The organism is Micromonospora sp. DT41, from assembly GCF_049841715.1.
GTDB classification, from domain to species: Bacteria; Actinomycetota; Actinomycetes; order Mycobacteriales; family Micromonosporaceae; genus Micromonospora; species Micromonospora profundi.
The window spans coordinates 129137-155798 of the sequence record NZ_JBNCKU010000011.1; the positions used below are offsets into that span (position 1 = coordinate 129137).

The 26662-nt window shown below is 69.9% G+C and carries 21 protein-coding genes; 10 read left to right on the forward strand and 11 right to left on the reverse strand.

What is annotated here, in order from left to right:
- Window positions 1-6 precede the first annotated feature (6 nt).
- Genes ACLQ23_RS21380 through ACLQ23_RS21390 form a run of 3 tightly spaced genes read right to left on the reverse strand, consistent with a single transcriptional unit; the run spans window position 7 to window position 3007 of the window.
- Window positions 7-1035: an LLM class F420-dependent oxidoreductase gene (locus ACLQ23_RS21380; protein ID WP_355591852.1), complete on the reverse strand. Its 1029-nt coding sequence runs from the start codon at window positions 1033-1035 to the stop codon at window positions 7-9.
- Window positions 1035-2192: a CaiB/BaiF CoA transferase family protein gene (locus tag ACLQ23_RS21385; RefSeq protein ID WP_425880991.1), complete on the reverse strand. Its 1158-nt coding sequence runs from the start codon at window positions 2190-2192 to the stop codon at window positions 1035-1037. The genes ACLQ23_RS21380 and ACLQ23_RS21385 overlap by 1 nt, the downstream gene beginning before the upstream one ends.
- Window positions 2189-3007 carry an enoyl-CoA hydratase-related protein gene (locus ACLQ23_RS21390; protein WP_425880992.1) on the reverse strand — a complete coding sequence of 273 codons (819 nt, stop codon included), beginning with the start codon at window positions 3005-3007 and terminating at the stop codon, window positions 2189-2191. The genes ACLQ23_RS21385 and ACLQ23_RS21390 overlap by 4 nt, the downstream gene beginning before the upstream one ends.
- A gap of 43 nt (window positions 3008-3050) precedes the next feature.
- Between ACLQ23_RS21390 and ACLQ23_RS21395 the strand changes: the two genes are divergently transcribed.
- Window positions 3051-3731, forward strand: a complete 681-nt coding sequence (locus ACLQ23_RS21395) for a GntR family transcriptional regulator (RefSeq protein WP_355591843.1) — start codon at window positions 3051-3053, stop codon at window positions 3729-3731.
- A gap of 1 nt (window position 3732) precedes the next feature.
- On the opposite strand, the gene ACLQ23_RS21400 is transcribed toward ACLQ23_RS21395, so the two are convergent.
- Window positions 3733-5223, reverse strand: coding sequence for an aldehyde dehydrogenase family protein (locus ACLQ23_RS21400; protein WP_355591840.1), 1491 nt, complete (start codon window positions 5221-5223; stop codon window positions 3733-3735).
- Between the two features lie 74 nt (window positions 5224-5297).
- Here ACLQ23_RS21400 and ACLQ23_RS21405 point away from each other — a divergent pair, with 74 nt between their 5' ends.
- The 6 genes from ACLQ23_RS21405 (at window position 5298) to ACLQ23_RS21430 (ending at window position 13615) form a co-directional block, all read left to right on the forward strand.
- The gene (locus ACLQ23_RS21405) at window positions 5298-6449 is read left to right on the forward strand and encodes an acyl-CoA dehydrogenase family protein (protein ID WP_425880993.1); all 1152 of its coding nucleotides are present in this window, start codon (window positions 5298-5300) and stop codon (window positions 6447-6449) included.
- Window positions 6450-6916: 467 nt separating this feature from the next.
- Entirely contained in the window at window positions 6917-8149 is a 1233-nt protein-coding gene (locus tag ACLQ23_RS21410; RefSeq protein WP_355591834.1) for an ABC transporter substrate-binding protein, read from the forward strand.
- Between the two features lie 78 nt (window positions 8150-8227).
- Window positions 8228-10168 carry an ABC transporter permease gene (locus ACLQ23_RS21415; RefSeq protein WP_425735341.1) on the forward strand — a complete coding sequence of 647 codons (1941 nt, stop codon included), beginning with the start codon at window positions 8228-8230 and terminating at the stop codon, window positions 10166-10168.
- Complete coding sequence (locus ACLQ23_RS21420) at window positions 10165-10920, forward strand: ABC transporter ATP-binding protein (RefSeq protein WP_425880994.1); 756 nt, start codon at window positions 10165-10167, stop codon at window positions 10918-10920. Before ACLQ23_RS21415 ends, ACLQ23_RS21420 begins: the two co-directional genes overlap by 4 nt.
- Window positions 10917-11669 (forward strand): ABC transporter ATP-binding protein, encoded by a 753-nt coding sequence (locus ACLQ23_RS21425; protein WP_355591825.1) that lies wholly within the window; start codon window positions 10917-10919, stop codon window positions 11667-11669. The genes ACLQ23_RS21420 and ACLQ23_RS21425 overlap by 4 nt, the downstream gene beginning before the upstream one ends.
- Window positions 11669-13615, forward strand: a complete 1947-nt coding sequence (locus ACLQ23_RS21430) for a GMC family oxidoreductase N-terminal domain-containing protein (protein WP_425880995.1) — start codon at window positions 11669-11671, stop codon at window positions 13613-13615. The genes ACLQ23_RS21425 and ACLQ23_RS21430 overlap by 1 nt, the downstream gene beginning before the upstream one ends.
- Before the next feature lie 4 nt (window positions 13616-13619).
- Here ACLQ23_RS21430 and ACLQ23_RS21435 read toward each other — a convergent pair whose 3' ends face one another.
- Window positions 13620-15767, reverse strand: coding sequence for a 3-hydroxyacyl-CoA dehydrogenase NAD-binding domain-containing protein (locus tag ACLQ23_RS21435; RefSeq protein ID WP_355591819.1), 2148 nt, complete (start codon window positions 15765-15767; stop codon window positions 13620-13622).
- A gap of 10 nt (window positions 15768-15777) precedes the next feature.
- Window positions 15778-16992, reverse strand: coding sequence for an acetyl-CoA C-acetyltransferase (locus tag ACLQ23_RS21440; RefSeq protein ID WP_425880996.1), 1215 nt, complete (start codon window positions 16990-16992; stop codon window positions 15778-15780).
- 184 nt (window positions 16993-17176) lie between these two features.
- On the opposite strand from ACLQ23_RS21440, the gene ACLQ23_RS21445 reads away from it, so the two are divergent.
- Entirely contained in the window at window positions 17177-18373 is a 1197-nt protein-coding gene (locus tag ACLQ23_RS21445) for a TetR/AcrR family transcriptional regulator (protein WP_425880997.1), read from the forward strand.
- 149 nt (window positions 18374-18522) lie between these two features.
- Complete coding sequence (locus ACLQ23_RS21450; protein WP_355591811.1) at window positions 18523-19686, forward strand: TetR/AcrR family transcriptional regulator; 1164 nt, start codon at window positions 18523-18525, stop codon at window positions 19684-19686.
- Window positions 19687-19698: 12 nt separating this feature from the next.
- Here ACLQ23_RS21450 and ACLQ23_RS21455 read toward each other — a convergent pair whose 3' ends face one another.
- The 3 genes from ACLQ23_RS21455 to ACLQ23_RS21465 form a co-directional block, all read right to left on the reverse strand.
- Window positions 19699-20916, reverse strand: coding sequence for an oxygenase MpaB family protein (locus ACLQ23_RS21455; protein ID WP_355591808.1), 1218 nt, complete (start codon window positions 20914-20916; stop codon window positions 19699-19701).
- Between the two features lie 212 nt (window positions 20917-21128).
- Window positions 21129-22220, reverse strand: a complete 1092-nt coding sequence (locus ACLQ23_RS21460; protein WP_425880998.1) for an NAD(P)-dependent alcohol dehydrogenase — start codon at window positions 22218-22220, stop codon at window positions 21129-21131.
- Between the two features lie 27 nt (window positions 22221-22247).
- Window positions 22248-22718 carry a DUF4334 domain-containing protein gene (locus ACLQ23_RS21465; RefSeq protein ID WP_425880999.1) on the reverse strand — a complete coding sequence of 157 codons (471 nt, stop codon included), beginning with the start codon at window positions 22716-22718 and terminating at the stop codon, window positions 22248-22250.
- A gap of 109 nt (window positions 22719-22827) precedes the next feature.
- Here ACLQ23_RS21465 and ACLQ23_RS21470 point away from each other — a divergent pair, with 109 nt between their 5' ends.
- Window positions 22828-23742 carry an oxygenase MpaB family protein gene (locus ACLQ23_RS21470; RefSeq protein WP_425881000.1) on the forward strand — a complete coding sequence of 305 codons (915 nt, stop codon included), beginning with the start codon at window positions 22828-22830 and terminating at the stop codon, window positions 23740-23742.
- A gap of 13 nt (window positions 23743-23755) precedes the next feature.
- Here ACLQ23_RS21470 and ACLQ23_RS21475 read toward each other — a convergent pair whose 3' ends face one another.
- The gene (locus ACLQ23_RS21475) at window positions 23756-25624 is read right to left on the reverse strand and encodes an AMP-dependent synthetase/ligase (RefSeq protein WP_425735349.1); all 1869 of its coding nucleotides are present in this window, start codon (window positions 25622-25624) and stop codon (window positions 23756-23758) included.
- 247 nt (window positions 25625-25871) lie between these two features.
- Window positions 25872-26639, reverse strand: a complete 768-nt coding sequence (locus ACLQ23_RS21480) for an SDR family NAD(P)-dependent oxidoreductase (protein ID WP_355591793.1) — start codon at window positions 26637-26639, stop codon at window positions 25872-25874.
- Window positions 26640-26662: the final 23 nt, after the last annotated feature.

Here is a 26662-nt window from a genome sequence, read left to right on the forward strand (position 1 = left end):
CGGGCCCTACCGGGCCATGTCCTTCACTGTGGCGATGAGACGCCGCGGGTCCGAACCCAGCGGTGTGACGTTGAGGATCGTGACGCCGGCGTCGCGGTAGGCCTGGACCCGATCCCGTACGTAGCTCTCCGGCCCGATCAGGCTGGTGCGCTCCAGCAGCTCGGCGGGGACGGCGGCGGCGGCCTCCGTCTTGCGCCCCGCCAGGTACAGCTCCTGGATACGGTCGGCGTCGTCGGCGTAGCCGTAGCGGCACAGCAGGTCGTGGTAGAAGTTGCGACCCTTTGCGCCCATGCCGCCGACGTACAGGGCGATCAGCGGTCGGGCGAGGTCGCGCAGGCCTGTCACGTCGCTGCCGATGGCCAGTGGACCACCTGCCACGACCTCCAGCGGCGGGAGATCGGCGGATCGTTTGCCCTGTCCGGCGGCCAGCGCCGCACCCCAGATGTCGGCCGCGCGCTCCGGGTCGTAGAGGAACGGGAGCCACCCGTCGGCCACTTCGGCGGTCATCCGTACGTTCTTGTCGCCCAGGCTCGCCACGTAGATCGGGATGCTGTCGCGGAGCGGACGGGTGAGGATCTTCAGCGGCTTGCCGAGGCCGGTGCCTTCCTCGGCGGGCAGTGGCAGCGGATACACACCGTCGTTGACAAGCGTCTCGCGTCGCCACACCTGCCGGCAGATCCGGATCACCTCGCGCGTCCGGGCGAGCGGCCGATCGTAGGCGACGCCGTGCCATCCCTCGATCACCTGCGGCCCGGACGCGCCCAGGCCGAGGATGGCACGACCGCCCGAGACCGCGTCCAGCCCCGCCGCGGTCTGCGCCAGCAGCGCCGGGGTACGGGAGTAGATGGGCAGGATGGCGGAGCCGATCTGCAGCCGTGTGGTCTTCGCGGCGAGGTAGCCCATGATGGTCGGCGCGTCGAACCCGTAGGCCTCCGACACCCAGACCACGTCGAGGCCGTCCTGCTCCCAGGCGGCCACGGCATCAGCCCCGCTTCTGGGGTCCGTCGCGTAGGCCAGGGGTGTCGCGATACGCATCAGTGGTCTCCTAGTTTCTCGCTGACGGCGCCGTTGTCCAGCCACCGCGGCACGTCGGCGCCGAGGCCCCAGTCGGTGAGGACCGTCGCGGTGTCCGCGCCCGGCGCCGGCGGGCTGCCGCCGACCGACCCGGGTGTCAGCGACAGGCGGGGCGCCACAGCGGGCTGGCGAACGCCGAAGTGCTCCTCGAACGTCGCGCGCGCCACCAGGTGCGGATGGTGCTGCGCCTCGGCGAGCGACAGCACCGGTGCCACGCAGGCATCGCTGCCGTCGAACAGCTCGGTCCACTCGTCGCGGGTACGGCCCGCGAAGACCTCCGCGAAGCGTGCGCGGAGCACCGGCCATCCGGTGACGTCGTGCTGGGCGGGCAGGTCCGCGTCGGCCAGCCCAAGCAACCGCAGCAGCTCGGCGTAGAACTGGGGCTCCAGTGCGCCGACGGCCATGTGCCCGCCGTCGGCTGTCGCGTAGACGTCGTAGAACGGTGCGCCGCCGTCGAGCAGGTTGCGGCCACGCTCGGGTTGCCAGGCGCCGTCGGCGAGCAGTCCGGCGAACATCGTGGTGAGGTGGGCAGTGCCGTCGACGATGGCGGCGTCGACCACCTGCCCCTGACCGGTGCCGCGGGCCGTGTGCAACGCGGCGAGGCAGCCGACGACGAGGTAGAGCGCGCCGCCACCGAAGTCGCCGACGAGGTTGAGTGGGATCTGCGGCGGCCCGTCGGAGCGGCCGATCGGGTGCAGGGCCCCGGCGACGGCGATGTAGTCGATGTCGTGGCCGGCGGCGTGAGCCAGCGGCCCGTGCTGCCCCCATCCGGTCATCCGTCCGTAGACGAGGCTGGGGTTGCGCTCCAGCGCGGCCTGCGGGCCGATACCGAGCCGCTCGGCCACCCCCGGACGCCAGCCCTCAATGAGGATCGCGGCCCGGTCGGCCAGTCCGAGGACCACCTCGGCCCCGTCGGGATGCTTCAGGTCCACGACGATCGAGCGCTTGCCCCGGTTGAGCAGGTCACGCCTCGGGTCGCCGGCCGGCAGCGCGCCCGGCCCCGGTCGGTCGACCCGTACGACGTCGGCGCCCAGGTCGGCCAGCAGCATAGCGGCGAACGGGCCGGGGCCGATCCCGGCGAGTTCCAGGACCCGGACCCCGGCCAGTGGCCCGCTCACGCGCCGGCCCGGGGCGCGAAACGGGGCGTACGCCTCTGGACCTGACTGGCCAGGGCCTCACCGAAGTCGGCACCGGCCAGGGAGGCGGTCATGAGTCGACTGGCATCGGCGGCCGCCTCGGCGATCCCGCATTCCAGGCCCGCGAACACCTGCCGCCGGATCACCGCCATGGAGGCTGGCGAGCAGTGTGCGGCAAGGTCGGCGGCGTAGGCTTGCGCCTGGGCCAGCACCTCGTCGCGGGGGAGTACGCGTTGCACAAGTCCGATCCGGAGCGCCTCCGCCGCGTCGATCTTGCGACCGGACACCAGTAGGTCCAGCGCGTTGCCGACGCCGACCAGCCGGGGGAGCAGCCAGGCGCTGCCGTACTCGGCGATGAGACCGAGCCGGCTGAACGCCATGGCAAGGCGCGCCCGCGTCGCCATGAACCGCACATCGGCATACAGCGCGTGGACCAGCCCCAGGCCGGCGGCGCCGCCGTTGACCGCCGCGACGATCGGCGTTCCCAGCGTGATCGGCAGATGTGGCTCGAAGCCGAACTCTTTGGTCAGTTGGTCGCGGTGACGTTCGTCGAGCAGCGCCTCCAATGCCCCCGGATCGGCGCCCGCGCAGAACCAGTCGCCGGCGCCGGTCACCACGATGGCGCCTACCTCCGGATCCCTGTCGGCTGCCAGCAGCGCCGCGTAGTAGTCGCGGAACATGTCAAGCGTCATCGTGTTGCGCTGGTCGGGCCGGTCGAACCAGATCGTGCGTACGCCGGCGTGGGTCGCGGCCCGCAGACCACAACCGGCCGGCTCGGCCTCAAGCACGGAGAGCATCGGTGCGTCCCTTGTGATATCTGATATTTGATACTGTTGTCGGGTGGCAACCCGGAGCAAGGTCCAAGACGTATCTCATCCCCAGCTCTCCGAGACAGTGGCGAGCCTGCTGCGCGACCGGATCATGTCCGGCCAACTGCGCCCCGGTGAGCGGATCCGCCTTGAAGAGGTCGCCAAGGAGACCGGGCTGAGCATCACGCCGGTGCGCGAGGCCCTGCTGATGCTGCGCGCCGAGGACATGGTCGAGTTGCAACCACGTCGTGGCCACGTGGTCGCGCCGCTGTTCCGCCAGGACATCGTGGACGTGTTCGGGCTGCAGGGCGACATCGCCGGCGAACTCGCCGCCCGGGTCGCCGTCAGAATCACCCAGGCCCAGCTCGATGACCTGCGGCAGCAGCACGAGCGGCTGCGCCGGGCAGCCCAGGCCCGGCAGGTCGGCCGGGTCGAGCAGCTCGAGTTCGAGTTCCACCGCGGCATCAACCGGCTGGCCGGCGCACGCAAGCTGTCCTGGCTGCTGCGAACCGCGACGCGCTACACGCCGTCGCGGTTCTACGCGGCCGACGCCGAGTGGCGGGCGGGCATGATCGCCGACCACGAGGCTCTGCTGGACGCCCTCGAGGCCCACGACCCGGTCGCCGTGCGGCCGGTCATGGCCCGCCACTTCACCGACGGCGCGGAGCGGCTGGTCAAGCACCTGGACGGTCTGGGGGTGTGGAGCGGGTGAGTCAGTGGCGACCATGACGCCACTTGAACATCGCCAGCGAGGTCCGCATGGCGGAAGCGGCGGGTTGCAGCGTCATCACGTCGATCGGCGGCCGGAACCGCTGCCAGGTGACCGAGCGCGGTCGGCTGAACTCGCGCAGGCCGTCCGCGCCGTGGACCCGCCCGAAACCCGAGTCGCCCACGCCGCCGAAGGGCAGTGACGGCACCCCGGCGTACCCGAGCACCGAGTTGACCGACACGGCTCCCACCCGCAGCCGGGCCGCGAGTGCCAGCCCCTGGCGGCGGTGTCGCGTGAAGATGGAGCCGGACAGCCCGTACCTGGTCGCGTTCGTCCTGCGTAGCGCCTCGTCGACGTCGGGCACCGGATTGACCACCAGCACCGGACCGAACGTCTCGTCGGTCACCGCCGTGCTGTCCTCGGGGACGTCGGCGAGCACTACCGGCTCGACGAACGGTGGCCGCACCGAACTCGCGTCACCGACCACGGCGCGGGCACCCCGGTCGATGGCGTCGGTGATGTGGCTCAGCACGATGCCGGGCTGGACCGGCGTGCTCATGGGCCCGTACGGCGCATCCGGCTCGGCGCCCGGCTGGACCTGCCGCACCAGCTCGGTCAGCTTGGCCACGAACGGCTCGTAGACGGCCTGCTCCACGTAGACGCGCTCGACACCGGCGCACGTCTGCCCGGCGTTGCCCAGGCCGCCGAAGACCGCCGCCTGTGCGGCGGCGTCGAGGTCGGCGTCGGCGGTGACGATGAGCGCATCCTTGCCGCCGCCCTCGATCACGACGGGGGTCAGAGTCTCGGCGCAGGCGGCCATCACCGCCCGGCCCGTCGCGGCCGACCCGGTGAACGCGATCTTGTCGGCCCCCGCGCGGCACAGTGCCGCCCCGGTCGTGCCGTCGCCGGTGACGACCTGCAGGACCGGTCGATCGGGAAGCAGGTCACTCCAGCGCTCGGCGAGCCACACGCCGACGCCTGTGGTGAACTCGCTGGGCTTGAAGACCACAGCGTTGCCGGCGGCCAACGCGTGCGAGATGGCCCCCATCGGCGTGTAGACCGGGTAGTTCCACGGCCCGATCACGCCGACGACGCCGTACGGCACGTACTCCACGGAGCTGGCCTGGTTGAACGCGAGCAGGCCGGAGGAGACCCCGCGTCGTTTCAGCACGCGCCGGGCGTGCCGGGCGGCCCAGTCCAGGTGCTCGACGGCGAGCATAACCTCCAACTGAGCCCCGGCGATCGACTTGCCGGTCTCGCTGCGGATGAGCTCGGCCAGCTCGTCGATGCGGTTCGCGATTGTCGCCTTGTAGGCGAGCAGGTGCTGCCGGCGTTGCCGCGCGTCCAGGCCGGCCCACCAGCCTGCCGCCTCGCGTGCCCTGTCGACGGCGGCGCGTACGACAGCTGCGTCAGCTATGTCGTAGTCGGTGCGGGACTCGCCGGTGATCGGGTCGACGAGGTGCAACCGGCGGGGTTGCTCAACGAGGGATGTCATCCGCAGCTCCTGACATTTGATATTCGATAGTTTAGCCTTGCTGTCAATCCCTTTGCGACGCTGGAGGTACAGCTGTGGAATGGAGCGACGAGCAACGGTCACTGGTCGCCGCCGTGCAGGATTTCTGCCGTCGCGAGGCAGGCACCCGTGAGCGGCGGCAGAGTCTCACAGACGGCGGACGGGAGCCCCACAGCCCGGAGCTGTACCGCAAGATGGCCGACCTCGGCTGGCTGGGCCTGTCTCTGCCGGAGGAGTTCGACGGCGGTGGGGCCGGCATGGTGGAGCTGTGCCTCTTCCTGGAGGAGACGGCCAAGGCGATGGCGCCGATCGGCGGCTTCACCACGTCGATCATCGTGGCCGCCACCTACGAGCGCTTCGGCTCGTCCGAGCAGAAGAAGCTCATCCTCAGCGGGGTGGCCCGTGGCGTCGTCGAGGCAGTCGCGATGTCCGAGCCGGAGGCCGGCTCGGACGTGGCCAACCTGAGCTGCCGCGCCGAGCGCCGGGGCGACGTTTTCGTCATCAACGGCCAGAAGACGTGGTGCTCCAACGCCCATCTCGCCGAGCACATCCTGCTTGTCGCCCGGACGTCGGGAAGCGCCGGTGACCACCACGGCCTCACCATGTTCCTGGTCCCGGCCAACGCGCCTGGCCTGACCATCTCCGGCATCGACACAATGGGCGGCCGGGAGGTCAACGACCTCTACTTCGCCGACTGCGTGCTGCCCGCCGACGCCGTGGTCGGTCAGGTCGACAACGGCTGGCGGCAACTGATGGCCGGGCTCAACATGGAGCGGCTCATCCTGGCCAGCGTCATGCTCGGCACCGCGCAGCGGGCGTTCGACGACGTCATGGAATACGTCAAGAACCGGCAGCAGTTCCGCCGGCCCATCGGGGCGTTCCAGGTGATCCGGCACCGCCTCGCCGACCTGGCCACCGAGATCGAGTGCGCCCGGCTGCTCGTCTACAACACCGCGGCCCAGGTCGATCGCGCCCCGGAGACGGTGCTGCCCCGGGAGAGTTCGATGGCGAAACTCAAGGCCACCGAGACGGCCCGTCGGGTCGCCCTGGACGCCATGCAGATGATGGGCGGCTACGGGTACGCGACCGAGTTCGACATGGAGCGACTGGTCCGGTCCTCGGTCGTGTCCACCGTCTACGGCGGCACGAGCGAGATCCAGCGCGAGATCATCGCGAAGACCTACGGGCTGTCCGACCACATGCGGTAAGGCTCAGCGATACGCCGTCGATGGCACGTCCACCGACGGCGGACACCCCGGCCGACGAGTGTGCCGAACACTCACCGGCCGGGGTGTTCTGTTAGGCATGGTTCGACATCTCCCGCCCGTCGTCGCCACCTTTCAGTGAGCCGGATACCGCCACGGCGCTCATATCGATCAGTGCGCGGCCCAGAACTCTTCCCAAGAAGTTACGTGTGATTTACAGTGCCGTAAGCACGAAGAGGGGTGCCCGCGCCAATGATCGCGGGCCGATCGCCTGTCACCGCCGGTACCGCCGGTCCGGTCACGCGCCGGTTCGGCGGTGCGCCGTCCTGGGCATTCGCCGACACCGCCACGCCACAAACGGCGACGTCTGACAGAACACCGCAGGACAGGCCCGTCGCATCACGGAGAGCCGTTCGGTCGGCCGCCTCGAACGGTTGACGGCACCGACCATCGCGTCGAAATGAGGACCCATGCCCAGATGCCCCGCCGTCCTGCGGGCTTCAGCAATTCTGGTCGCCGCAGTGGTTGCCGCGACCGGCTGCGCCTCGGACACCCCGAGCACGACCTCCACGCTGTCCAAGTCACCGATCGTCGTGGGCTTCCTCAACCCGTCCGGCGGTCCGGTTCCCCAACCGGGCACCGACACCGGGGTCAAGGCGGCACTGTCCTACATCAACGGCGAGTTCGGTGGCATCAACGGCCATCCGCTCGAGGTCGTCTCGTGCGACACCGACACGACGCCTGAGCGGGCACAGTCGTGTGCCAACATGTTCGTCGAGAAGAAGGTGGTCGCCGTCATGGACGGCTACAACCTCTCCTCCAGCGCGACCCTGCCGACCCTGACCGCCGCGCAGATCCCGCTCGTCGGCATGATTCCGTTCGACTCCGTGACCGGCGCCAAGGCGGAGAACAGGGTGTTCTTCGCCGCGCCGCAGGCCGCCTTCCTCATCGGCGCCCTGCAGGCGTTCAAGACCGAAGGCAAGAAGTCGGTGACGCTGGCCCTCGTCGACACCCCGTCGTCGCACCAGACCATCGACAACCTCCTTCCGGCACTGGCCAAGGCGCTCGAAATCGACGCCAAGGGCATCTACTTCTCGCCCACGAACCCCAACTTCACCGCCGTGGCCTCCACTATCGCCCGGGACAATCCCGATGTGGGCGGCCTGGTCGCCGCGCCGAGCGAGGCTGTCTGCACGGCTCTGGTCAAGGCACTGCGGCAACTGCGGTACCAGGGCGAGATCTTCACCGCCGCGTGCACCGACTACATCAAGGGCGCCCCGGAACAGGCTGCCGGCGGCGCGCTGTACTCGTCGAACTGGCTGCCCGCCGCCGCCCGGTACGCACCGGCGGAGGTCCAGAGCGACCTGACGCTGGCCGAGAAGTACATCTCCGGGGTGTCCGGCGGGACCGCCGGGTACTACGCGTACGGCGAGTTCGCGCTCTTCATGAACTTCGCGAAGGCGATGTCCACGGCCGCCGAGGCCGACCTGACCGGCCCCGGTGTCCTCAAGACGCTCAAGGCGCTCAAGGACTTCCCGAGCTTCCTCGGCCCCAAGATCACCTGCGGCAGCGCCACCTCACCGAACTGCACGACACAGCTACTGCTCTTCGTGGTCCAGCCCGACGGTTCGATCAAGCCCGCCACGGACACCTGGATCACGCCCATTCCCCAGGTCATGAGCATCATTCCCGGCGCTGTGTAAGCCCTTGCTGCGGCGGCGTCCGCGGGTCGCACGCCGCCGCCCACAGTCCATATCAGGGCCAGCACAAGGGAATCGACAATGGATCAGGTCTTGCTGTTCGTCACGCTCGGCTTCGCCGGCGGGGCGGTGTACGCCGTCATCGCCACGTCCATCGTGTCCCTGTACGCCGCCACCGGAGTCCTCAATTTCGCACAGGGCTCCCTGGCCCTGTGGGCGGTGTGGGTGGTGGCCGAGCTACGGGAGTCCGGCACGCTCGTGTTCCCCATCGGCGCGGTGCGGCTCAGCTCGCAACCGCTGCCGGCCTGGCCCGCTGTCGCGCTCGGCGTGCTCAGCGCGGCCGGGCTGGCGTTCGCCGCGCACTGGCTGGTGTTCCGGCCGCTTCGCACCGCACCACCGTTGTCCCAGGTGGTGGCATCGGTCGGGCTGATGCTGGCGGTCGCCGCGCTGGTGCCGCTGCGCTTCTCGACCAACGGGGCGCTCGCGCCCGCCCTGCTCACCGACCGAACGCTGCCTGTGGGCGGCGCTGTGATCAACATCAGCGATCTGGTGCTCCTGGTCGCGGCCGTGGTGGTGGCGTTGGTGCTCGCCGCGTACTTCCGGTTCACCCGGTGGGGCGTGGCGACCCGGGCCGGAGCCGAAGACGAGCTAGCCGCCAGGCTGACAGGGTTGTCGCCGGACCGGCTGGCCAGCGTCATGTGGCTGCTCACCGGAGCGGCGACGGCACTTGTGGCGGTCCTTGCCGCCCCGACACTCGGCCTCGACCCGATCGGCTACATGTTCTACGTCCTGCCCGGCCTCGCCGCAGCCCTCCTGGCCCGCCTGACCTCGATCATCATCGCGTGCCTGGCGGGTGTGGGCATCGGCGTCCTCCAGTCGGTTCTGCTGTTGTTGAGCAGCTTCGACGGCTGGCCGGTCTGGGCTCAGGCCGGCCTCGGCGACGTCGTGCCGTTCGTGCTCGTCATCGTCGCGTTGGTAGTCCTGGGCCGGCACCTTCCCGCACGGGGTGCGTTGGGCACCGTACGCATGCCCGCAGTAGATCTGCCCCGACGGCCGTTGCGGGCGGCGGTGGCGCTGGTCGGTGCCGCCGCCCTGGCCGTCGCGCTGACCTCCGGCAGTTGGCGGTTCGGCGTCGTCACGTCGATCATCATGGCGCTGATCGCCCTCTCGCTGGTCGTGCTCACCGGCTACCTGGGCCAGATCTCTCTCGCCGCCATGGCCTTCGCCGGTACCGCAGGGTTTCTGCTGTCCCGCGCGACGACGTCCTGGCACATACCGTTCCCGCTGTCGATAGTGGTCTCGGCCGGCGCTGCCACCGTCGTCGGTGTGATCGTCGGCCTGCCGGCGCTGCGGGTCCGCGGGGCGCAACTGGCGGTCGTGACCCTGGCCGGTGCCGTCGCCCTGCAACAGCTCGTCTTCGCCAACCCGGCGCTGACCCCGTTCGAGGGCAACCTCATCGCGGACCCCACCCTGTTCGGCTGGGACCTGGCGGTGCGCAGCGGCACCGACCTGACGACCACCGCGTTCGCGACCACAGTGATCATCATCGTCGGCCTGCTCACACTGGCCGTCGCACGGATCCTGGCCGGCACGACCGGCCAGTCGTTTCTGGCCGTCCGCTCGAACGAGCGGGCCGCGGCGAGCGCCGGCATCGACGTGGCGCGCGTCAAACTGACCGGCTTCGCGCTCTCCGCGTTCCTCGCCGGTGTCGGCGGATGCCTCATCGGCTACAGCCGCTCACAGCTGTCGGTCGAGTCGTTCAACATCATCGTGGGGCTCAGCGTCCTGTGCATGGCCTACGTCGGCGGGATCACCCGAATCAGCGGTGCGCTCATCGCCGGACTCGTCGCACCACTGGGCGTGCTCTACACGCTGCTCAACGGAACGTTCGGCCTCGGCCACTACTACACCCTCATCGCAGCCTGCGCCCTGGTCGTGACCGCCGTACTCAATCCCGCGGGTATCGCCGGCGGCGCCACCGGCCTGCTGCGCGGGCACACCCGTCGGGAGGTCACCTCGTGACTGCGACCCAGCCGCTGTTCACCACGACCGGACTGACCGTCCGCTACGGCGGCGTCGTGGCCAACAGCGATATCAGCATCCATGTCGACGAGGGCGAAGTCGTCGGGCTGATCGGCCCCAACGGCGCCGGCAAGACCACATTCGTCGACGCCGTCACCGGATTCACATCGGCCCGGGGCACGATCAGCGTGGCCGGACGCCGGATCGACCGGCTCGCGCCCCACCAGCGCCGGCGTACCGGTCTGGCCCGGACCTGGCAGGCGGGAGAGCTCTTCACCGACCTGACCGTGCGCCAGAACATCGCGATCGCGTCCGGCCGGGGACCGCTGCACAACCTGTGGAGTGACATTGCCGGTCGTCGCCGGCCCGACCACGACGACAACAGCGTGCTGGAGATGTTCGGCCTGCACGTCGTCGCCGACCGCCGCCCCGGTGAGCTGAGCCTCGGCCGGCAGAAGATCGTCGGCGTCGCCCGAGCCCTCGCCGGCACCACCCGCGTCCTCCTGCTCGACGAACCGGCCGCCGGGCTGGACACCGACGAGAGCACCGAATTCGGCGGCCACGTCCGTGCCATCGCCGCGTCCGGTCGGGCGGTGCTGCTCATCGAGCACGACATGAGCCTCGTCGCGGACATCTGCGATCGCGTGTACGTCCTGGACTACGGGGCCGTCATCGCCTCCGGAACGCCGAGCGGCGTGCTCTCCGATCCGGCAGTGCGTACCGCGTATCTCGGATCGGAGCTCGTGCAATGAGCGATGTCCTGCGACTGGAACGCGTCACGGCGGGCTACGCCGGCATCCCCGCCCTCCGGGAGCTCGACCTCCACGTCGGCGAAGGCGAGGTCCTGGCCCTGCTCGGCCCCAACGGTGCGGGAAAGACCACGGCGCTGCTGACCGCCGCCGGGGTCATCCGGCCAATGGTCGGCACCGTCACCGCGTTCAGCCGGCCGCTGCGTAAACGGCTGGAGCAGAACGCCCGCGACGGCCTGATCCTGGTACCTGACACCCGAGGGGTGTTCCACAGCCTGTCGGTACGCGAAAATCTCGCCCTCGCCCGAGGCTGGCGTTCCCGCCTGGGGCACGCCCTCGACCTCTTCCCCGCCCTGAAACCACTGATGTCACGCCGGTGCGGTCAGCTGTCCGGCGGTGAGCAGCAGATGCTCGCCATCGCCAAGGCCCTGGTCTGCCGGCCACGGGTCCTGCTCATCGATGAGATGAGCATGGGCCTGGCTCCGATCGCGGTCCAGGCTCTGCTGCCCGGCATCCGAGCGCTGGCCGACCGGCTCGGTGTCGGTGTCGTCCTCGTCGAGCAGCACATCGATCTCGCCCTGTCCATCGCCGACCGGGCGATGGTGCTCCATCACGGCCGAGTCGTGCTCACCGGGTCCGCCGCCGAACTCCGCGTCGACCGGCGCGCCGTCGCCGAGGCCTACTTCGGCACCGCCCCGCGCCTGGCGCCGGCCACGCGGGACCCCGCCCACCGCTCTGAACGGGAAAAATGATGGAATTATCTGCCAAACAGCGCGCCGCCCTGGCGAGCATCTGCGACACCTTCGCACCGGGCGACGGGGCTGACCTCCCGCCGGCCAGTCAACTCGGCGCGGTCGACATCATGGCCGCGCTGGTTCTGCACAACCCTCGCGCCGCCGAGGTCAAGCAGTTCCTCCAACTGCTGGATCTGTGGGACTCCCGCACCACCCAGTTCATCCTCGGCGGCGGCGCACGGCGGTTCTCCCGGCAGACCCAGCAGCGCCGCGAGCGGATGCTGCTCGCCCTGGCCGAGTCGAACGTCACCCGCAAGCGGGCGCTCTTCCAGGCGCTCAAGGGCGCGGCCACCCTGTCCTACTACATGGCGCCCGGGCCGACCGGTCGATCGCCGGTGTGGCCCGCCATCGGCTACCCCGGCCCACTCGGCACCAGAACCGACGCCCCCGAGCCCGCCCTGGCGCCGATCCGCCCGTCCGCGCCGACCACCCTGGACTGCGACGTCATCGTCGTCGGGTCGGGCGCTGGCGGCGGCACCGCCGCGGCCGTCCTTGCCGGTCACGGCCTCGACGTGATCGTCGTGGAGAAGGGCGGGTACTACGACGACAGGGACTTCGACGGCGGCGAGCTGTCCGGGCTGTCGCGGCTCTACGCCCCGGGCCCCTCGGCCACCGCGGAGGGCCAGCTGAGCATCCTCCAGGGACAGTGCCTCGGTGGCGGCACCGTCGTCAACTACACCACGTCGTTCCGCACCCCGCCGCGGGTTCGCGACGAGTGGGCCGCGCTGGGCGTGCCACAGTTCGCCACTGACGAGTACGAGCGTTGCCTCGACGCGGTGTGGTCCCGGCTCGGCGTCAACAGCGACCACGGCAGGATCTCGTCTCGTGACGCGCTCATGGAGCGCGGACTGACAGCGCTCGGCTGGCATGTCGACGAGATGCCCCGCAACGTCGACGGCTGCGACACCGGCATCGAGTGCGGGCGGTGCGGTCTGGGCTGCCGTATCGGCGCCAAGAAATCCGCGACAAAGACCTGGCTCGTCGACGCCCAGCGCGCGGGGGCGCGCCTCCTCGTCGACGTCGACGTCCGCACGGTCACCATCACGGCCGGCAGGGCGACCGGCGTCGCCGGTCACACCGCCGACGGTCACCCGGTGACCATTCGCGCCCGCGTGGTGGTCGCCGCGGCTGGCAGCGTGCAGACGCCGGCCCTGTTGCGCCGCTCCGGCCTCACGAACCCGAACATCGGCCGGCACCTCCATCTGCACCCGGCCACCGGCGTCTGGGGCGTGTTCGCCGAGGAGGTCCGCCCGTGGGAGGGCGGAATGCAGACCCGGTACTCCACCGAACACGCCGATCTCGACGGCCTCGGCTACGGCGTCATCTACGAGACCGCCGCCACCAACCCGACCACCGCCGTGTCCTTCATGAGCTGGACGGGCGCCCGGAACCACCTGGACCAGATGCGGTCGCTACCGAACCTCAGCGGCGTCGGCATCATCACCCGCGACCGCGACAGTGGACAGGTAAAGGTCGGCAGCGACGGCGAGCCGGTGGTGCACTACCGCCTCTCCGCCTACGACGCCGCCCACATGCGGGCCGGGATCGCCGGTGCCGCTCGTATCGTCGAGGCCGCCGGTGCCCGCAAGCTGTTCTCCGGCCATCAGCGCGGCAGGATCTGGGAACGCGGCAAGGGCTCCATCGAGGACTTCATCAGCCAGACGGACACCCTGGGCACCGCGCCCGGTCAGGTCGCCATGGCAGCCCTGCACATCATGGGCGCGGCCCGCATGGGCGGCAGCAGGGCCACGTCGGTCGCCGGGCCCGACGGTGCCACGTGGGAGGTCCCGAACCTGGTCCTCGCCGACGCGTCCACCTTCCCGGCGTCGTTGGGCGTCAACCCGATGATCTCCGTCGAGGCCATCGCGTACATGAACGCCCAACGACTCGTCGCCGGGATCTGACCGCCTATTCGAACCGCTCGCCCCGGCCGGCCATTGCCACCAGCAGTGGGGGCGGGCTGAACCGGTCACCGTAGCGCTCCGCGAGCACCCGCGCGCGGGCCACGAAGCCCGGCAGCCCGCCCTCGTACTGGTTGATGTACTGCAGGACACCGCCGGTCCAGCTCGGGTAGCCGATGCCAAGTATCGAACCGACGTTGGCGTCGACCACCGAGGTGAGCACCCCCTCTTCGAGGCACCGCACCGACTCGACCGCCTCGATGAAGAGCATCCGCTCCTTCAGGTCCTCGAAGGGTGTGTCGAGATTGGTTCCGCCGAAGGTGTCCCGCAGGCCCGGCCAGAGGCCGACCCGCTTGCCGTCGCGGTAGTCGTAGAAGCCGGCGCCACCCGAGCGTCCCGGTCGACCGTAGTCGTCGATCATCCGGTCGATGACCGCGTCGGCGGCGTGCGGCTGCCAGGTGCCACCGGCGGCGACAGTCGCCGCGGCCGTCTCCTGCCGGATCCTGCGGGGGAGGGTGAGGGTGAGTTCGTCCATCAACGCGAGGACCGGCGCGGGATAACCGGCCTGGCTGCTGGCCTGCTCGATGGTGGCAGCCGGGATCCCCTCGGCCAGCATCGCCACGCCCTCGTTGGTGAACGTCCCGATGACCCGGCTGGTGAAGAAACCGCGACTGTCGTTGACGACGATTGGTGTCTTGCGTATCAGACGTACCAGGCCCAGGGCCCGCTGGAGCGTGGCCTCGTTGGTGCGCTCGCCGCGGATCAGCTCGACAAGTGGCATCTTGTCCACCGGCGAGAAGAAGTGCAGCCCGATGAACTCCTCCGGCCTGCTGACGCCCTCGGCGAGCATTGTGATGGGCAGAGTGGACGTGTTGGAGGCGATCAGCGCCTCCGGTGCGACCTGCTCGATCTCGGCGTACACCTTCTGCTTGAGCGCGGGATCCTCGAAGACCGCCTCGACGGCGAGGTCGACGCCGGCGAGGTCGGCGATGTCCTCGGTCGCCTGGATCCGGGCCAGGATCGCGTCGCGCTCATCGACGGTGGACACACCGCGGGCGACGGCCTTGTCGAGCAGGCCCACCGAGTAGTCCCGCCCGCGCAGCGCCCCTGCGAGGGTCACGTCCTTGAGCACGACACGCATCCCGGCCCGGGCGCACACGTACGCGATGGCGGCGCCCATCATGCCCGCGCCGATGACCGCCACCCGCTCCAGCGGCGGATGGCCAGCGCCGACGTCCCGCGAGCCGGCGGCCTGTACGTCGAAGAAGAGCGCCTTGATCATGTTCTTGGCGATCTGGCCGGTGGCGAGTTCGGTGAAGTACCGCCCCTCGATGGTGAGGGCGGTGCCCAGGTCGACCTGGGCGCCTTCGACGGCGGCGGCGACGATGTTGAGGGGAGCGGGGTAGGGGGCGCCCTTGAGTTGCTTGCGCAGAATGGCCGGCACGGCCGGCAACTGGGCGGCGAGCGCCGGAGTGGACGGGGTGCCGCCGGGAATCCTGTAGCCCTTGCGGTCGTACGGCTGCATCGCGTCGGGGTTGGCGGCGATCCAGGCGCGGGCGGCATCCATCATGTCGGCCTCGTCGGCGGCGATCGCGTCGACAAGCCCGTGCGAGAGCGCGTCGTGCGGTCGGCGGCGCTGACCGCGGAGCAGCCAGTTGGTGAGCGCGTCGGTCACGCCCAGCAGGCGGACGCTGCGCACGACGCCACCGCAGCCCGGCAGCAGGCCGAGGGTGACCTCCGGGAAGCCGATCTCGATGGTCGGGTTGTCGAGGACGATGCGGTGGTGGCAGCCCAGGGCGAGTTCGAGCCCACCGCCGAGGGTCGAGCCGTTGATGGCGGCAACGACCGGACGGCCGAGTGTCTCCAGGCGACGTACGGTGTCCTTGAGCAGGCGGGTTTCCGCTTCGGACGCCTCGGCGTCGGCAGGCGTCAGCCGCAGTAGCGCGTCCAGGTCACCGCCGGCGAAGAACGTCTTCTTGGCCGAGGTGATGATCACGCCGGCGATCTGGTCGCGTTCGGCCTCGAGTCGGTCGACGGTCGCCCTGAGGCTCGCACCGAACTCGCCGTTCATCACGTTCGCCGAACGGCCGGGGTGGTCGAGGGTCAGCAGGACGACGCGATCGTCGCCGTGTTCCCACCGGATCGTGTTGACCATTCGTGGCTCCTCAGATTCGTTCGATGACTGTCGCGATGCCCATGCCGCCGCCGGCGCAGAGGGTGGCGAGGCCGTAGCGGCCACCGCGTCGCTCCAGCTCGTCGACGAGGGTGCCGAGGATCATGGCTCCGGTCGCTCCCAGCGGGTGCCCCATCGCGATCGCGCCGCCGTTGACGTTGACCCTGTCCAGGCTCAGGCCCATGTCGGCGACGAACCGTAGGACCACGGCCGCGAACGCCTCGTTGATTTCGACGAGGTCGAGGTCGTCGACGTCGAGGCCCGCCTTGCTCAGCGCCTTACGCGCGGCCGGCGCCGGACCGGTGAGCATGATCGTCGGTTCGGCGCCGCTGATCGCGGTGGCGACGATGCGTGCCCGCGGGACGAGACCGGCGGCCCTGCCGACGGCCTCGCTGCCGACGGCCACCAACGAGGCGCCGTCGACGATGCCGGAGGAGTTGCCCGCCGTGTGGACGTGGTTGATGCGCTCGACCCAGTGGTACTTCTGGAGCGCGACGGCGTCGAAGCCGGCCTGCTCCCCGATGCCGGCGAAGGAGGGACGAAGCGCGGCGAGGCTTTCGGCTGTAGAGTCCAGCCGGATGTGCTCGTCGCGGTCGAGGATTGTCAACCCGTTGCGGTCCCGCACCGGTACGACCGAGCGGTTGAAGTAGCCGTTGGCCCATGCCTTGGCGGCCCGGACCTGCGACTGGAGCGCGTAGCCGTCGACCACGTCGCGGTCGTAGCCCGCGATGGTCGCAATGAGGTCCGCGCTGATGCCCTGGGGCACGAAGCCTGTGGTGTAGTTGGTTTCCGGGTCCAGTGCCCACGCTCCGCCGTCGGAGCCCATCGGGATGCGGGACATCGATTCGACGCCGCCGGCGAGGACGAGGTCCTCCCAGCCCGAACGCACCTTCTGCGCGGCGATGTTCACCGCCTCCAGGCCCGAGGCACAGAAGCGGTTGAGCTGGACGCCGGCCACGGTGTCGGGCAGGCCGGCGACGACCGCGGCCGTCCTGGCGATGTCGGCGCCCTGGTCGCCCAGCGGGGACACCACCCCGAGCACGATGTCGTCGATCAGCGCCGGATCCAGTCCGGGCATCCGCCGCAGGGTCTCCTCGATCAGGCCGGTGACGAGCGAAACCGGCTTAACCCCGTGTAGCGATCCGCTCGGTTTGCCCCGACCACGCGGTGTGCGTAGTGCGTCGTAGATGAACGCCTCGGTTGTCATAGCCAAGCTCCTCGCTGCTCACCCGAATGCGAATCCAGCCTAACTTTCGTTGAGCTCGCGGCCGATTGTCAAGCAACATCGACCCCTCATGCCTGCTGGCCGCATCCGGCCTGGATCGCTTACGGCGAACGAGAGGGCAGAGGGGCATCGCAGCAATCCTGCGAGGTGGCGCTAACGTGTAGAGGTGCGAGCAGCAGCGAGCGGCACCGGCCCCGTAGCGACGAAGCGTCCGAAGGATCGCAAGGACCGTATTGCCCTGGCCGGGGCCGAACTGTTCTGCGAGCGGGGCTATCACGGCGTCTCCGTCGACGAGATCGCCGCCGTCGTCGGCATCAGCGGCCCGGCGGTCTACCGGCACTTCCCGAACAAGTACGCCATCCTCGTGCACGCCACCCGGGAGGTGGTCGGCGCGCTGCTCGCCGCGACCGCCGACCCGCCGACCGCCACCGCCGAGGGCGTCCTCGACGTCCTCCTGGGCAGGCTCGCCAGCGTTGCCGTGAGCAAGCGGCGCGTCGCGGGGCTGTACCAGTGGGAAGGCCGCTACCTCACACCGGAGCATCGCCGCGAGTTCGCCGCGACCCTGACCACGCTTGTCGGCCGCCTCGCCGGGCCGCTGCGCGAGCTGCGGCCCGAACTGACCGCCGAGCAGGCCGAGTTGCTTGTCAACGCGGCTCTCAGCGCTTTCGGCAGTGTGACCACCTACCGCGCGGCGACCACCGGCACCGGCACCGAGCAACTGCTCACCCGGGTCGCCTGGACCCTCCTGCGCGGCGATGCGCCCCAGTTGCCGCCACCGCAGCGCGGCACGCCGGGTACCGCGCCGGTGCGCCCGGCGGCGCGCCGGGAACTGCTGCTGATCGAGGCGATCCGCCTCTTCCACCGCCACGGCTACCACGCCGTGGCCGTCGAGGACATCGGACGCGCGGCCGGCATGCAGGCATCCAGCGTGTACAGGTACTTTCCCAGCAAGGCCGACCTGCTCGCGGCCGCCTACTACCGCGCCACCGACCGCCTTGCCGGGGCCACCAGCGCGGCGATCACCGAGGCGAGTGACCCGGCGGACGCCCTGCGCCGAGTCGTGCGGGCCTACGTCGCCTACGCCTTCGGCCAGAGCGACCTCGTCGCGGTCTACCTGGCGGAGAACAACAACCTGCCCGACAAGGACCGTCACCAGTTGCGCGGGGCACAGCGCCTGCACGTCGAGGAGTGGGTACGACTCGTCGGGACGGTACGACCGGACCTGCCGGTGACCGGCGCCCGTGTGCTCGTCCACGCCGCGCTCAACGTCATCACCGACATCGGCCGGCTCGGCCGCTTCGACCGTGCCGAAGGCTACGACACCCAGACGGCCCACCTGGCCCTCGCCGTCCTGCACGCCTGACCAGCGTGCATCCGCGCCGGGCAGGTCCGGCCGCGCGCCTCGGAGCCGCCCGGGCACGGCGGACCCGGCGGTGAGCACGGGGCGCGACGATGCTGTGATTGACTGTCAGGCGTGCTGCTGTGTCCGCCCACCTTTGATCGACTGAGCCGGTGACCACCGGGCCGACCGCGGCCACCCGACCTCGAAACCGCAAGCAGGTCATCGTCGAGGCAGCCGGTCAGGTCTTCAGCGAGCGCGGCTACCACGCGGCGTCCATGGAGGAGATCGCCGCCGTCGTCGGCATCAGCGCCGCAGCCCTCTACCGGCACTTCCCGAACAAGTACGCGCTGTTCGCCGAGTGCGCCAACGTCATCGTCGACAAGCTCGTAGCTGTCGTCGACGAGTGGCCGCCCGAGGCGGCCCTGACCGACGTGCTCGCCGCCCTCACCCGGGTCACGGTGTCCCACCGCGTGTCCGGCGGCCTCTACCGGTGGGAGGCCCGCTACCTCAAGCGCGCGGACCGTCAACTGCTTCGGACGAAGTTCGCGCACGTCGTGGGGCGGGTCACCGACACGGTACGGCGCGAGTACCCGCTGCCCGACGAGCGCCTGCGGGCGATGGCGGCCCTCGGTGTGATCGGGTCCATCACCATGCACCGCACCTCGATCGCCCAACGCCGGATCGAGGATCTGCTGCTGGCGTCCGCCCTGGGTGTGGTGGCCACCGATCCGGCGACGGCGGCGGGCAGCGCGCGCCTGGTCGAACTGCCCGCCCAGCCCGTGCCGCGTACCCGACGCGCCGAGATCCTGGCGGCGGCCGTCCCGCTCTTCGCGCGGGACGGTTTCGCCAACGTCACGAACGCGCAGATCGCCCAGGCGGTGGGGTTGGCCCCGTCCGCGATCTACCGGCACTACCCCGGAAAGGTCGACATTCTGGTGGCCGCCTGCCTGCAGGCGGCGGGCCTGCTGGCCCAGGCGGTGGAGCGGAGCCTTCACCGGGCGACCGACCCACATCAGGCCGTCGTCGCGTTGGCGGCGGCGTACGTGGCCTACTGTTTCGAGCACAACGCGCTCACCAGCGTCGCCGAGGCCGAGGTCGCCGGTCTGCCGGCCGATCTGCGGCGGCCCCTGATCCTCGCGCAGCGGGAGCACATCGCCGTCTGGGAGCAACAGGTGCGGATGGTCCGCCCGGAGTTGGACCCACGGCAGGCCCGACTGCTGGTCCATGCGGGCTTCGGGGTGGTGGTCGAGGCCGGGCGCGCCCTGCGCTGGCAGGATGCGCCCGGCCATCGGGACGCGGTGACCGCCCTGGTCACCGGTGCCCTGACGCGGTGAGCACTGGCCGACTCAGCTGCCGGGCCGGTTCATCACCGGGATGGTGATGGGGGTGTGCGACGCCGAGGTGCCGTTGTTGAGGAAGAGCATCGCCAAGCCGCGCACGAAGTGGTCGAACGTGGAGAAGGTGCGCGGCATGATGGGTGACAGCCCCTCGCGGAACATGATGTACGTCGGCCAGCCGGCTTCGATCACGCCTCGCGAGATGAGGTCGCGCGGCAACCGCAGCCAGTTACCGATCTGGTCGCTGAGCACGTAGCGCGCGAACTCGCGTTGGAATCCCTTGGTGATGCCCAGGTCGACCGACGAGGTCAGGTTCAACAGGATGTCGGCCAGGTCGATGCCCTCCCGCGTCGGCGCCAGGATCGGCGTCAGCGCGTACTGCGACTGCTCGTGTGCGGCGGCCCAGGTGGCGGGGATGAACTCGTCCCGTACGCCAAGCAGGTGCAGCGCGACCTGCCACATGTGCAGGTACGCCTCCTCCTCCGCCGCCGACACCCGCAGGCCGTATCGACGCCACTCCACCAACTTGCTGTGCACGTAGGTGCCCAGGCTGTGGAAGGTGATCAGGATGTCGCCGTTGCTGATCGGAATCGGATGGTCGGTGACCCCCCGCCACGCCGCTGACTGCGGCAGCAGGTGCCGCACCGCGGCGTGCGTCAGGCGGGTCTTGGTGGAGGTGGTGATGAAGTTGCCCGTCGGCTTGAAGGCGTCGGGGGTGTTCAGGTCGTAGCCGTAGGTGAAGGTCTTCGCCGCGCGTGACTTCATGTCGGCGCCGCCCTCGGACCAGTAGACGTTACGGGCCTCGCGGGGGATGACGGTGCTCATGATGCCGCTGCCAAGCCCGTACAGCAGGAACAGGTACATGCTCATGCGCTTGTTGAACTGGGCGGCACGGTCCAGCTTGGCCTGGTCGGCCCACGACGGCAGCTTGTTGAACTGCCTGAGGTAGGTGGTGAGTGCGGGGGGCAGGCCGCTGGGCACCGGGTCGCCGTTCTTGATGAACGATTTGAACGCGTTGTTGACGGCCGGGATCTGGCCGTTGTCGAGCATGGAGGCGACGAGCGGGTCGGTGTCGTCGTCCCACACGTCCCACGGGTCCGTGACCGCGTTGGTCCCGGCGATCGAGTTGGTCGAGGACCACGCCCACGCCTTGGGCACGTCGGTCACGGCTACCAGACCCAGCGCCGCGCCGAGGGTCAGGGCGCTTCTTCTGCTGAGATTTTCCATTAGCCACCGCTTTCCGGGCTAGCCGGACATCGCCCTGAACACCAGCTTGATGGGGTGCTACAAGCAGGTTTCAAGTTATCCGGGCGTGTGATTTTCTATTAACATAGAGGAGCTTGACTCTGCCGACAAGGGGGTAGGCGCGACGCGAGGACATCGCCGCCGAATCGACGGTCCTGCGGCCCGTCGACCCGGCTCCGCGATGGCACACCGGGTCAACCGAAGGTGAGCACAGGCTTGATCGCCGAGCCGTCGCGCATGCCGGCCACGGCGTCACCGATGTTGTCGAAGGGAAAGGCGGCGATGAGCCGGTCCAGCGGAAAGAGGCCGCGTTGGTGAAGATCGACCAGTACGGGGATGAAGCGCGCCGGGTCCGCGTCGCCCTCGATCACGCCGTGAACACGGATCCCCTTGGTGAGCAGGCTCATGACGTCGAAGGCCACTGTGGTGCCGACACCGACGAGGGCGAGGTCGCCCCGGGGACGCAGGAAGGCGACGGCCCGCTGGAGCATCTCCGGACGGCTGGTGGTGTCCACGATGTGGTGTGCGCCGCCACCGGTGAGGTCACGCACGTTGGTGACGAGGTCGGCCGCTTTCGGGTCCAGACCCGCCGTGGCGCCGAGCTCGATGGCCAGGGCTCGTCGCGAGGCAACCGGCTCGATGACGATGACAGGGGCGCAGCCGCTCACGAGCGCTGCCATGAGCGCGGTGAGTCCGACCCCGCCGGCACCGATGACGACCAGGGAACTCCCCGGCTCGGGGCGCAGACGGTTGAGTACCGTACCCGCCCCGGTCTGCGCACCGCAGCCCAGCGGCGCGGCGACGACGGCCGGCAAATCGTCAGGGACCCGGATGGCGTTGCGCTCGTGGGCGAGCGCGAACGTGGCGAAGCTGGACTGGCCGAAAAAACCCGCGTATACCGGTGTGCCGTCGCGGGACAACGGGGTGGTGCCGTCGCCCCGGCCGCCCGAGGTGTTCAGGGTGTCCTGGCGACGGCAGTACGCCGGGTGACCAGCCACGCACTGCTCACACGCACCGCAACTGTTGAAGGTCAGGCAGACGTGGTCGCCCGGCGCGAGAGTGGTGACTGCCGAGCCGACATCCTCGACCACGCCGGCGCCCTCGTGGCCGAAGACCATGGGAGTCAACCGGCGGGGCCAGATCGCCTGCATGCTGAGGTCGGTGTGACACAGGCCGGCAGCTGCCATTCGGACCAGCACCTCGTACGGCCGTGGGGCCTCGAGATCCACGGCCTGGACGACGAACGGCCCGCCCGAGGTGTCGGTGACGGCAGCTCGGATTCGCATGGTGGACTCCTTCGCGAGCGGTCAGCCTCAGGCCGCGCGCTCGAGGACGAAATAGAAGAAGGGACCGTCGGCGGGGACGTTCTTGCCGTTCATGATCCCCATGAGGGTGTTCTCGTCAGCTCGCTTGAAGTGATCGAAGACCGGCTGCCCGTCGTAGACCATGGTCGCGGTCGACTCGCCACGGAACTCGACGGTCCACAGGCTGGCCTCGCCCTTGCCGAGCACGGTGTTGGAGTACAACTCGCCCCTGTCGTCGCGGCAGATCAGCGGCTTGGCGTCGGCGGGGGAGACGAAGCGCTTGCCGTACCACCGGACCCGGTCCAGCTGCCCGTTGAGGGGGTGCCCCGTGTCGAGCGCGCTGCCCTTCCACTCGCCGAGAATCTTCTCGGGGCGGACCGTGTCCAACGCGGCCCAGATGTCGTCGAGTTCGGCGTCGGATACCCGGCCGCCCTGCCGGCGCAGCTCGGAGAAGCGGGCTCGGGCCGTACTCGTGTTCATCGTGGCTTCCTCTCGCCGTTTGTGAGGGTCGTGGGCACCTGGCCGGCCGCCGCACCCGGCCTTGACAACCCGCCGCACCGTCGCCGAACCTGCTGGGGAGGTGATCGCGATGGCTGATGGCGGCCGACACCGCTGGTTGCGCCGTATCGAGGCACTCGATCCAGTCCGCGACCATCACGAGATCTACCGCATTTCGATCGGCTACGAGTTTCCCTTCGACTACCAGCGGGCGCTGGAGCTGGCACTGCTGCGCACGTACTGCGTGCCGAGCATCTCGGCGCTGCTCGACGCCACCGGCGAGTTCCGGCTCCGCGCCCAGCGGCGGTACGACGACACCGCGCTGCTGATGGCCGAGATGGCCGAGCACGGCTACGACTCGCCGCGCGGCCGGCAGGCGCTCAAGGCCATCAACCGGGCACATCATCAGTACGCCATCTCCAACGACGACATGCGCTACGTCCTGTCCACGTTCGTGTACGAGCCGATCGACTGGCTGGACCGGTTCGGCTGGCGCCGGCTGCACGAGCACGAGCGGCTGGCAGCGTTCCACTACTACCGGGCCGTCGGCGCGCGCATGGGTATCCGCGACGTGCCGGACGACTTCGACGCGTTCCTCGACTTCAAGCGCGAGTACGAACGGGCCACGTTCCGCTACGACCCGAGCAACCAGCGCATCGCCACCCACACCCTGGATCTGTTCGCCTCCTGGTACCCGCGCCCGCTGCGCCGCGCCGCGCGGCTCGGAGTGCTCGCACTGCTGCCCGCCGAGCTGCGCGCCGCCTTCGGGCTCCCGGCCGCGCCGCGCTGGGTGTCCGCCGTGGTCACCTACGGGCTGCGCGGCCGGGCTGCGGCGGTGCGCCTGATGCCGCCGCGCGGCACCAGCAGGTTGACAATCGCGCCGGACAACCGCACATACCCCGGCTACCCGCACGGGTACGAGCCCTCCGACCTGGGCGCACCGCCACCGCCGTCCGACCTCGACCCGAAGTGGCTGGCCCGCCCGGAGCCGCCGACCGATCGCTGACAGTGGTGTACGGCTAGCCGGTGGCGGACTCGGCCGCCGGGGCCGCCGACCGGTAGAGACCGTCGATGCTGTCGCCGTACCGCTCGACGATGACCCGGCGGCGCAACTTCAGCGTCGGGGTCAGCTCGCCCGACTCCGGCGTCCAACTCGACGGCAACACCTCGAAGGTCTTCACCTGTTCCGGTCGCGCGAGCCTGGCGTTCGCGGCGTCGACGGCGGCCTGGATCTCGGCGAGCAGCAGGGGGTCCGAGGCCAGGTGGGGCAGCTGCGCGTCACTGATGCCACGTGCCCGCGCCCACTGGGGAGCGACCTCGTCGTCCAGCACGATCAACGCTGTCACGTACGGTCGCCGGTCGCCGATCGCGACCGCCTGACCGATGAGCGGATGTGCCCGAAGCAGCCCCTCGATCTGCGCCGGCGAGATGTTCTTGCCGCTGGACGTGATGATGATTTCCTTCTTGCGGTCGGTGATGGTGAGGAAGCCGTCGTCGTCGATCGTGCCGACATCGCCGGTGGCCAGCCATCCTTCCGCGTCGACGATCGGCTCGATGCTGCCGTCGGCGCGCAGGTATCCGGAGCAGACCAACGGCCCGCGTACGAAGATCTCACCGTCGTCGGCGAGGCGTACCTGCATGCCCAGATGGGGCCGACCGACGCTGCCGGTACGGAAACGGTCCGGCAGGTTGATGGTGGCGGTGCCGGTGGTCTCGGTCATGCCCCACACCTCCAGCACGTCGACGCCGAGCCCGGCCAGGAACCGCAGGACGTCGACCGGGATCGGGGCGGCGCCGCTGCCGGCCCAGAGCATGTTCTGCAGGCCCAGTGTGGACTGGATCGGGCGCAGCACCGTGGCTTCGGCCTGCGCCAACTGGGCAGCCAGCTCGTCGGGCACGGCCTGGCCCGCCGCGCGCAGCTCGTACGCCTGAAGGGCGACGGCGCTCGCGGCGCTGAAGGCGGTCTGCACGGCGGGCTCCGCGGCGGCCAGGTGGGCCTGGACGCCGGCGGCCATCTTCTCCCAGATTCGCGGAACACCGAAGAACGAGTACGGAGCGACAGTGCGCAGGGCCTTGATGAGCTGGGTGGGGTCCGGGCAGATGGTCACGTGGCCGGCGCGGTAGATGGGGTTGTAGATGCCCAGGAACCGCTCCGCGATGTGGGCCAGCGGCAGGTAGGCCACCGACGGCGCGTGGTCGGGGACGAACACGTTGGCCTCCAGGGCCACGGCCTGGTAGATCACGTTGTGGTGACTGAGTACGACCCCCTTCGGGTCACCTGTCGTCCCCGACGTGTAGAGCAACGTCACCGGCTGCTCGGGTCGGATCGCGCGCCAGCGCCGCTCGAAGGCGGCGGGGTCGGCCCGGTGCGCTGCCTGACCGGCGGAACGCACCTGTGACAGCGGCACGGTCTTCGGGGACAGGTCGTCGGGCTCGGCCTCGTCGACCACCACGATCCGGCGCAGGTGCGGCAGGTCCGGCAGGACCGGACGCCAGCGGTCCAGCGCTGCGGCGTTTTCCAGCACGAGCACCTGGGCGTTGCTGTGGAGCGCCAGGTATCGCATCTGGTCGGTGCTCAGCGTCGGATAGATCGTGGAGGGCACCGCGCCCAGGTGGACTGCGGCGAGGTCGACAAGCCAGTGCTCCGGCCGGCTCGACATCATGATCAGCATGTGGCCGCCCGGCTCCAGGCCGATGTCGGCCAGGCCGCAGGCGATCTCGGTGACCTCGGCGTGCACCTGCGCCCACGTGCGGGTGTCGTCACTGTCGAGTGTGGTCAGAGCCGGCAGGTCGGCGAATTCGGTGGCGTTGCGGTGCAGCAGGGCGGGAACGGTCAAGTCGGCGGCCGTCTTGGCGCATTGGTCGGCAAGAGTCTCGGCGGGGTCCATGGGGTTACTCCTTCAGCCGTAACCGGGCCTGGTGGGGTGAGGCCGGTGTACCCCTCATCGTGGTGGTGGCGAGGGTGCCGCAGCCTGTGACAGCACTGTAAACGAGGGCTAACTTTCTGGGAAGGACCGACTGTCCGTACGCGGGTATCTGGGCCGCAGTCGTGACCAGCGCTAGAACTTCGCCTAACCAAACGGCCGCCCCGGGGCGGGGCGGCCGCAGCGGCGCTCGTCGGGGCGGGACCGGTGGTTACTGCGCGGTCCACCCGCCGTCGACGTGCAGGATGCTGCCGGTGACATAGCTGGCGGCGTCCGAGGCCAGGAAGGCGACGGCACCAACGACCTCGTGCGGCTGGCCGAACCGGCCCATCGGAATCCGTTCGCGCAACCGCCTCGACCACTGGTCGTGGCTGCGTAGCCCTGCCGTCATCGGTGTCTCCAGGTAGCCGGGCGCGACAGCGTTCACCCGTACGCCTGCGGCCGCCCACTCCAGGGCCAGCGTCCGGGTGAGCTGCTCGACTCCGCCCTTGCTGGCGCTGTAGGCGGCCAGTCGCGGAAGACCGACCTGGCCGTGCACCGATGACATGTTGACGATGCTGCCCGCGCCCTGCTCGATCATGATCGCGCCGGCGGCGCGGGCGCAGACGAACACCCCGGATAGGTTGGTGTCGATCACCTGCTGCCAGTCCGCGACGCTCAGCTGCTCGCTGCGGTGCAGCGCCGGGCTGATGCCGGCGTTGTTCACCAGGATGTCCAGGCGATCCCATCGTCGTCGGGCCAACGTCACGACGGCTTCGGCAACAGCCTCGTCGGTGACGTCACCGGCGACGATGTCCGCCGTACCACCGTTGGCGACGATCTTGTCGCGCACCGCCTCCAACGCGTCCATCCGGCGCGACTGGAGGATCACGGAAGCGCCCGCCTCCGCCAGCCCTTCGGCGATCGCCGCTCCCACGCCCTGGCCGGCGCCCGTCACCCAGGCGACCTTGCCCTGAAGCTGCCCGTCGGTCACGCTCATCTCGTCTCCTCTCTTCGGCGGTT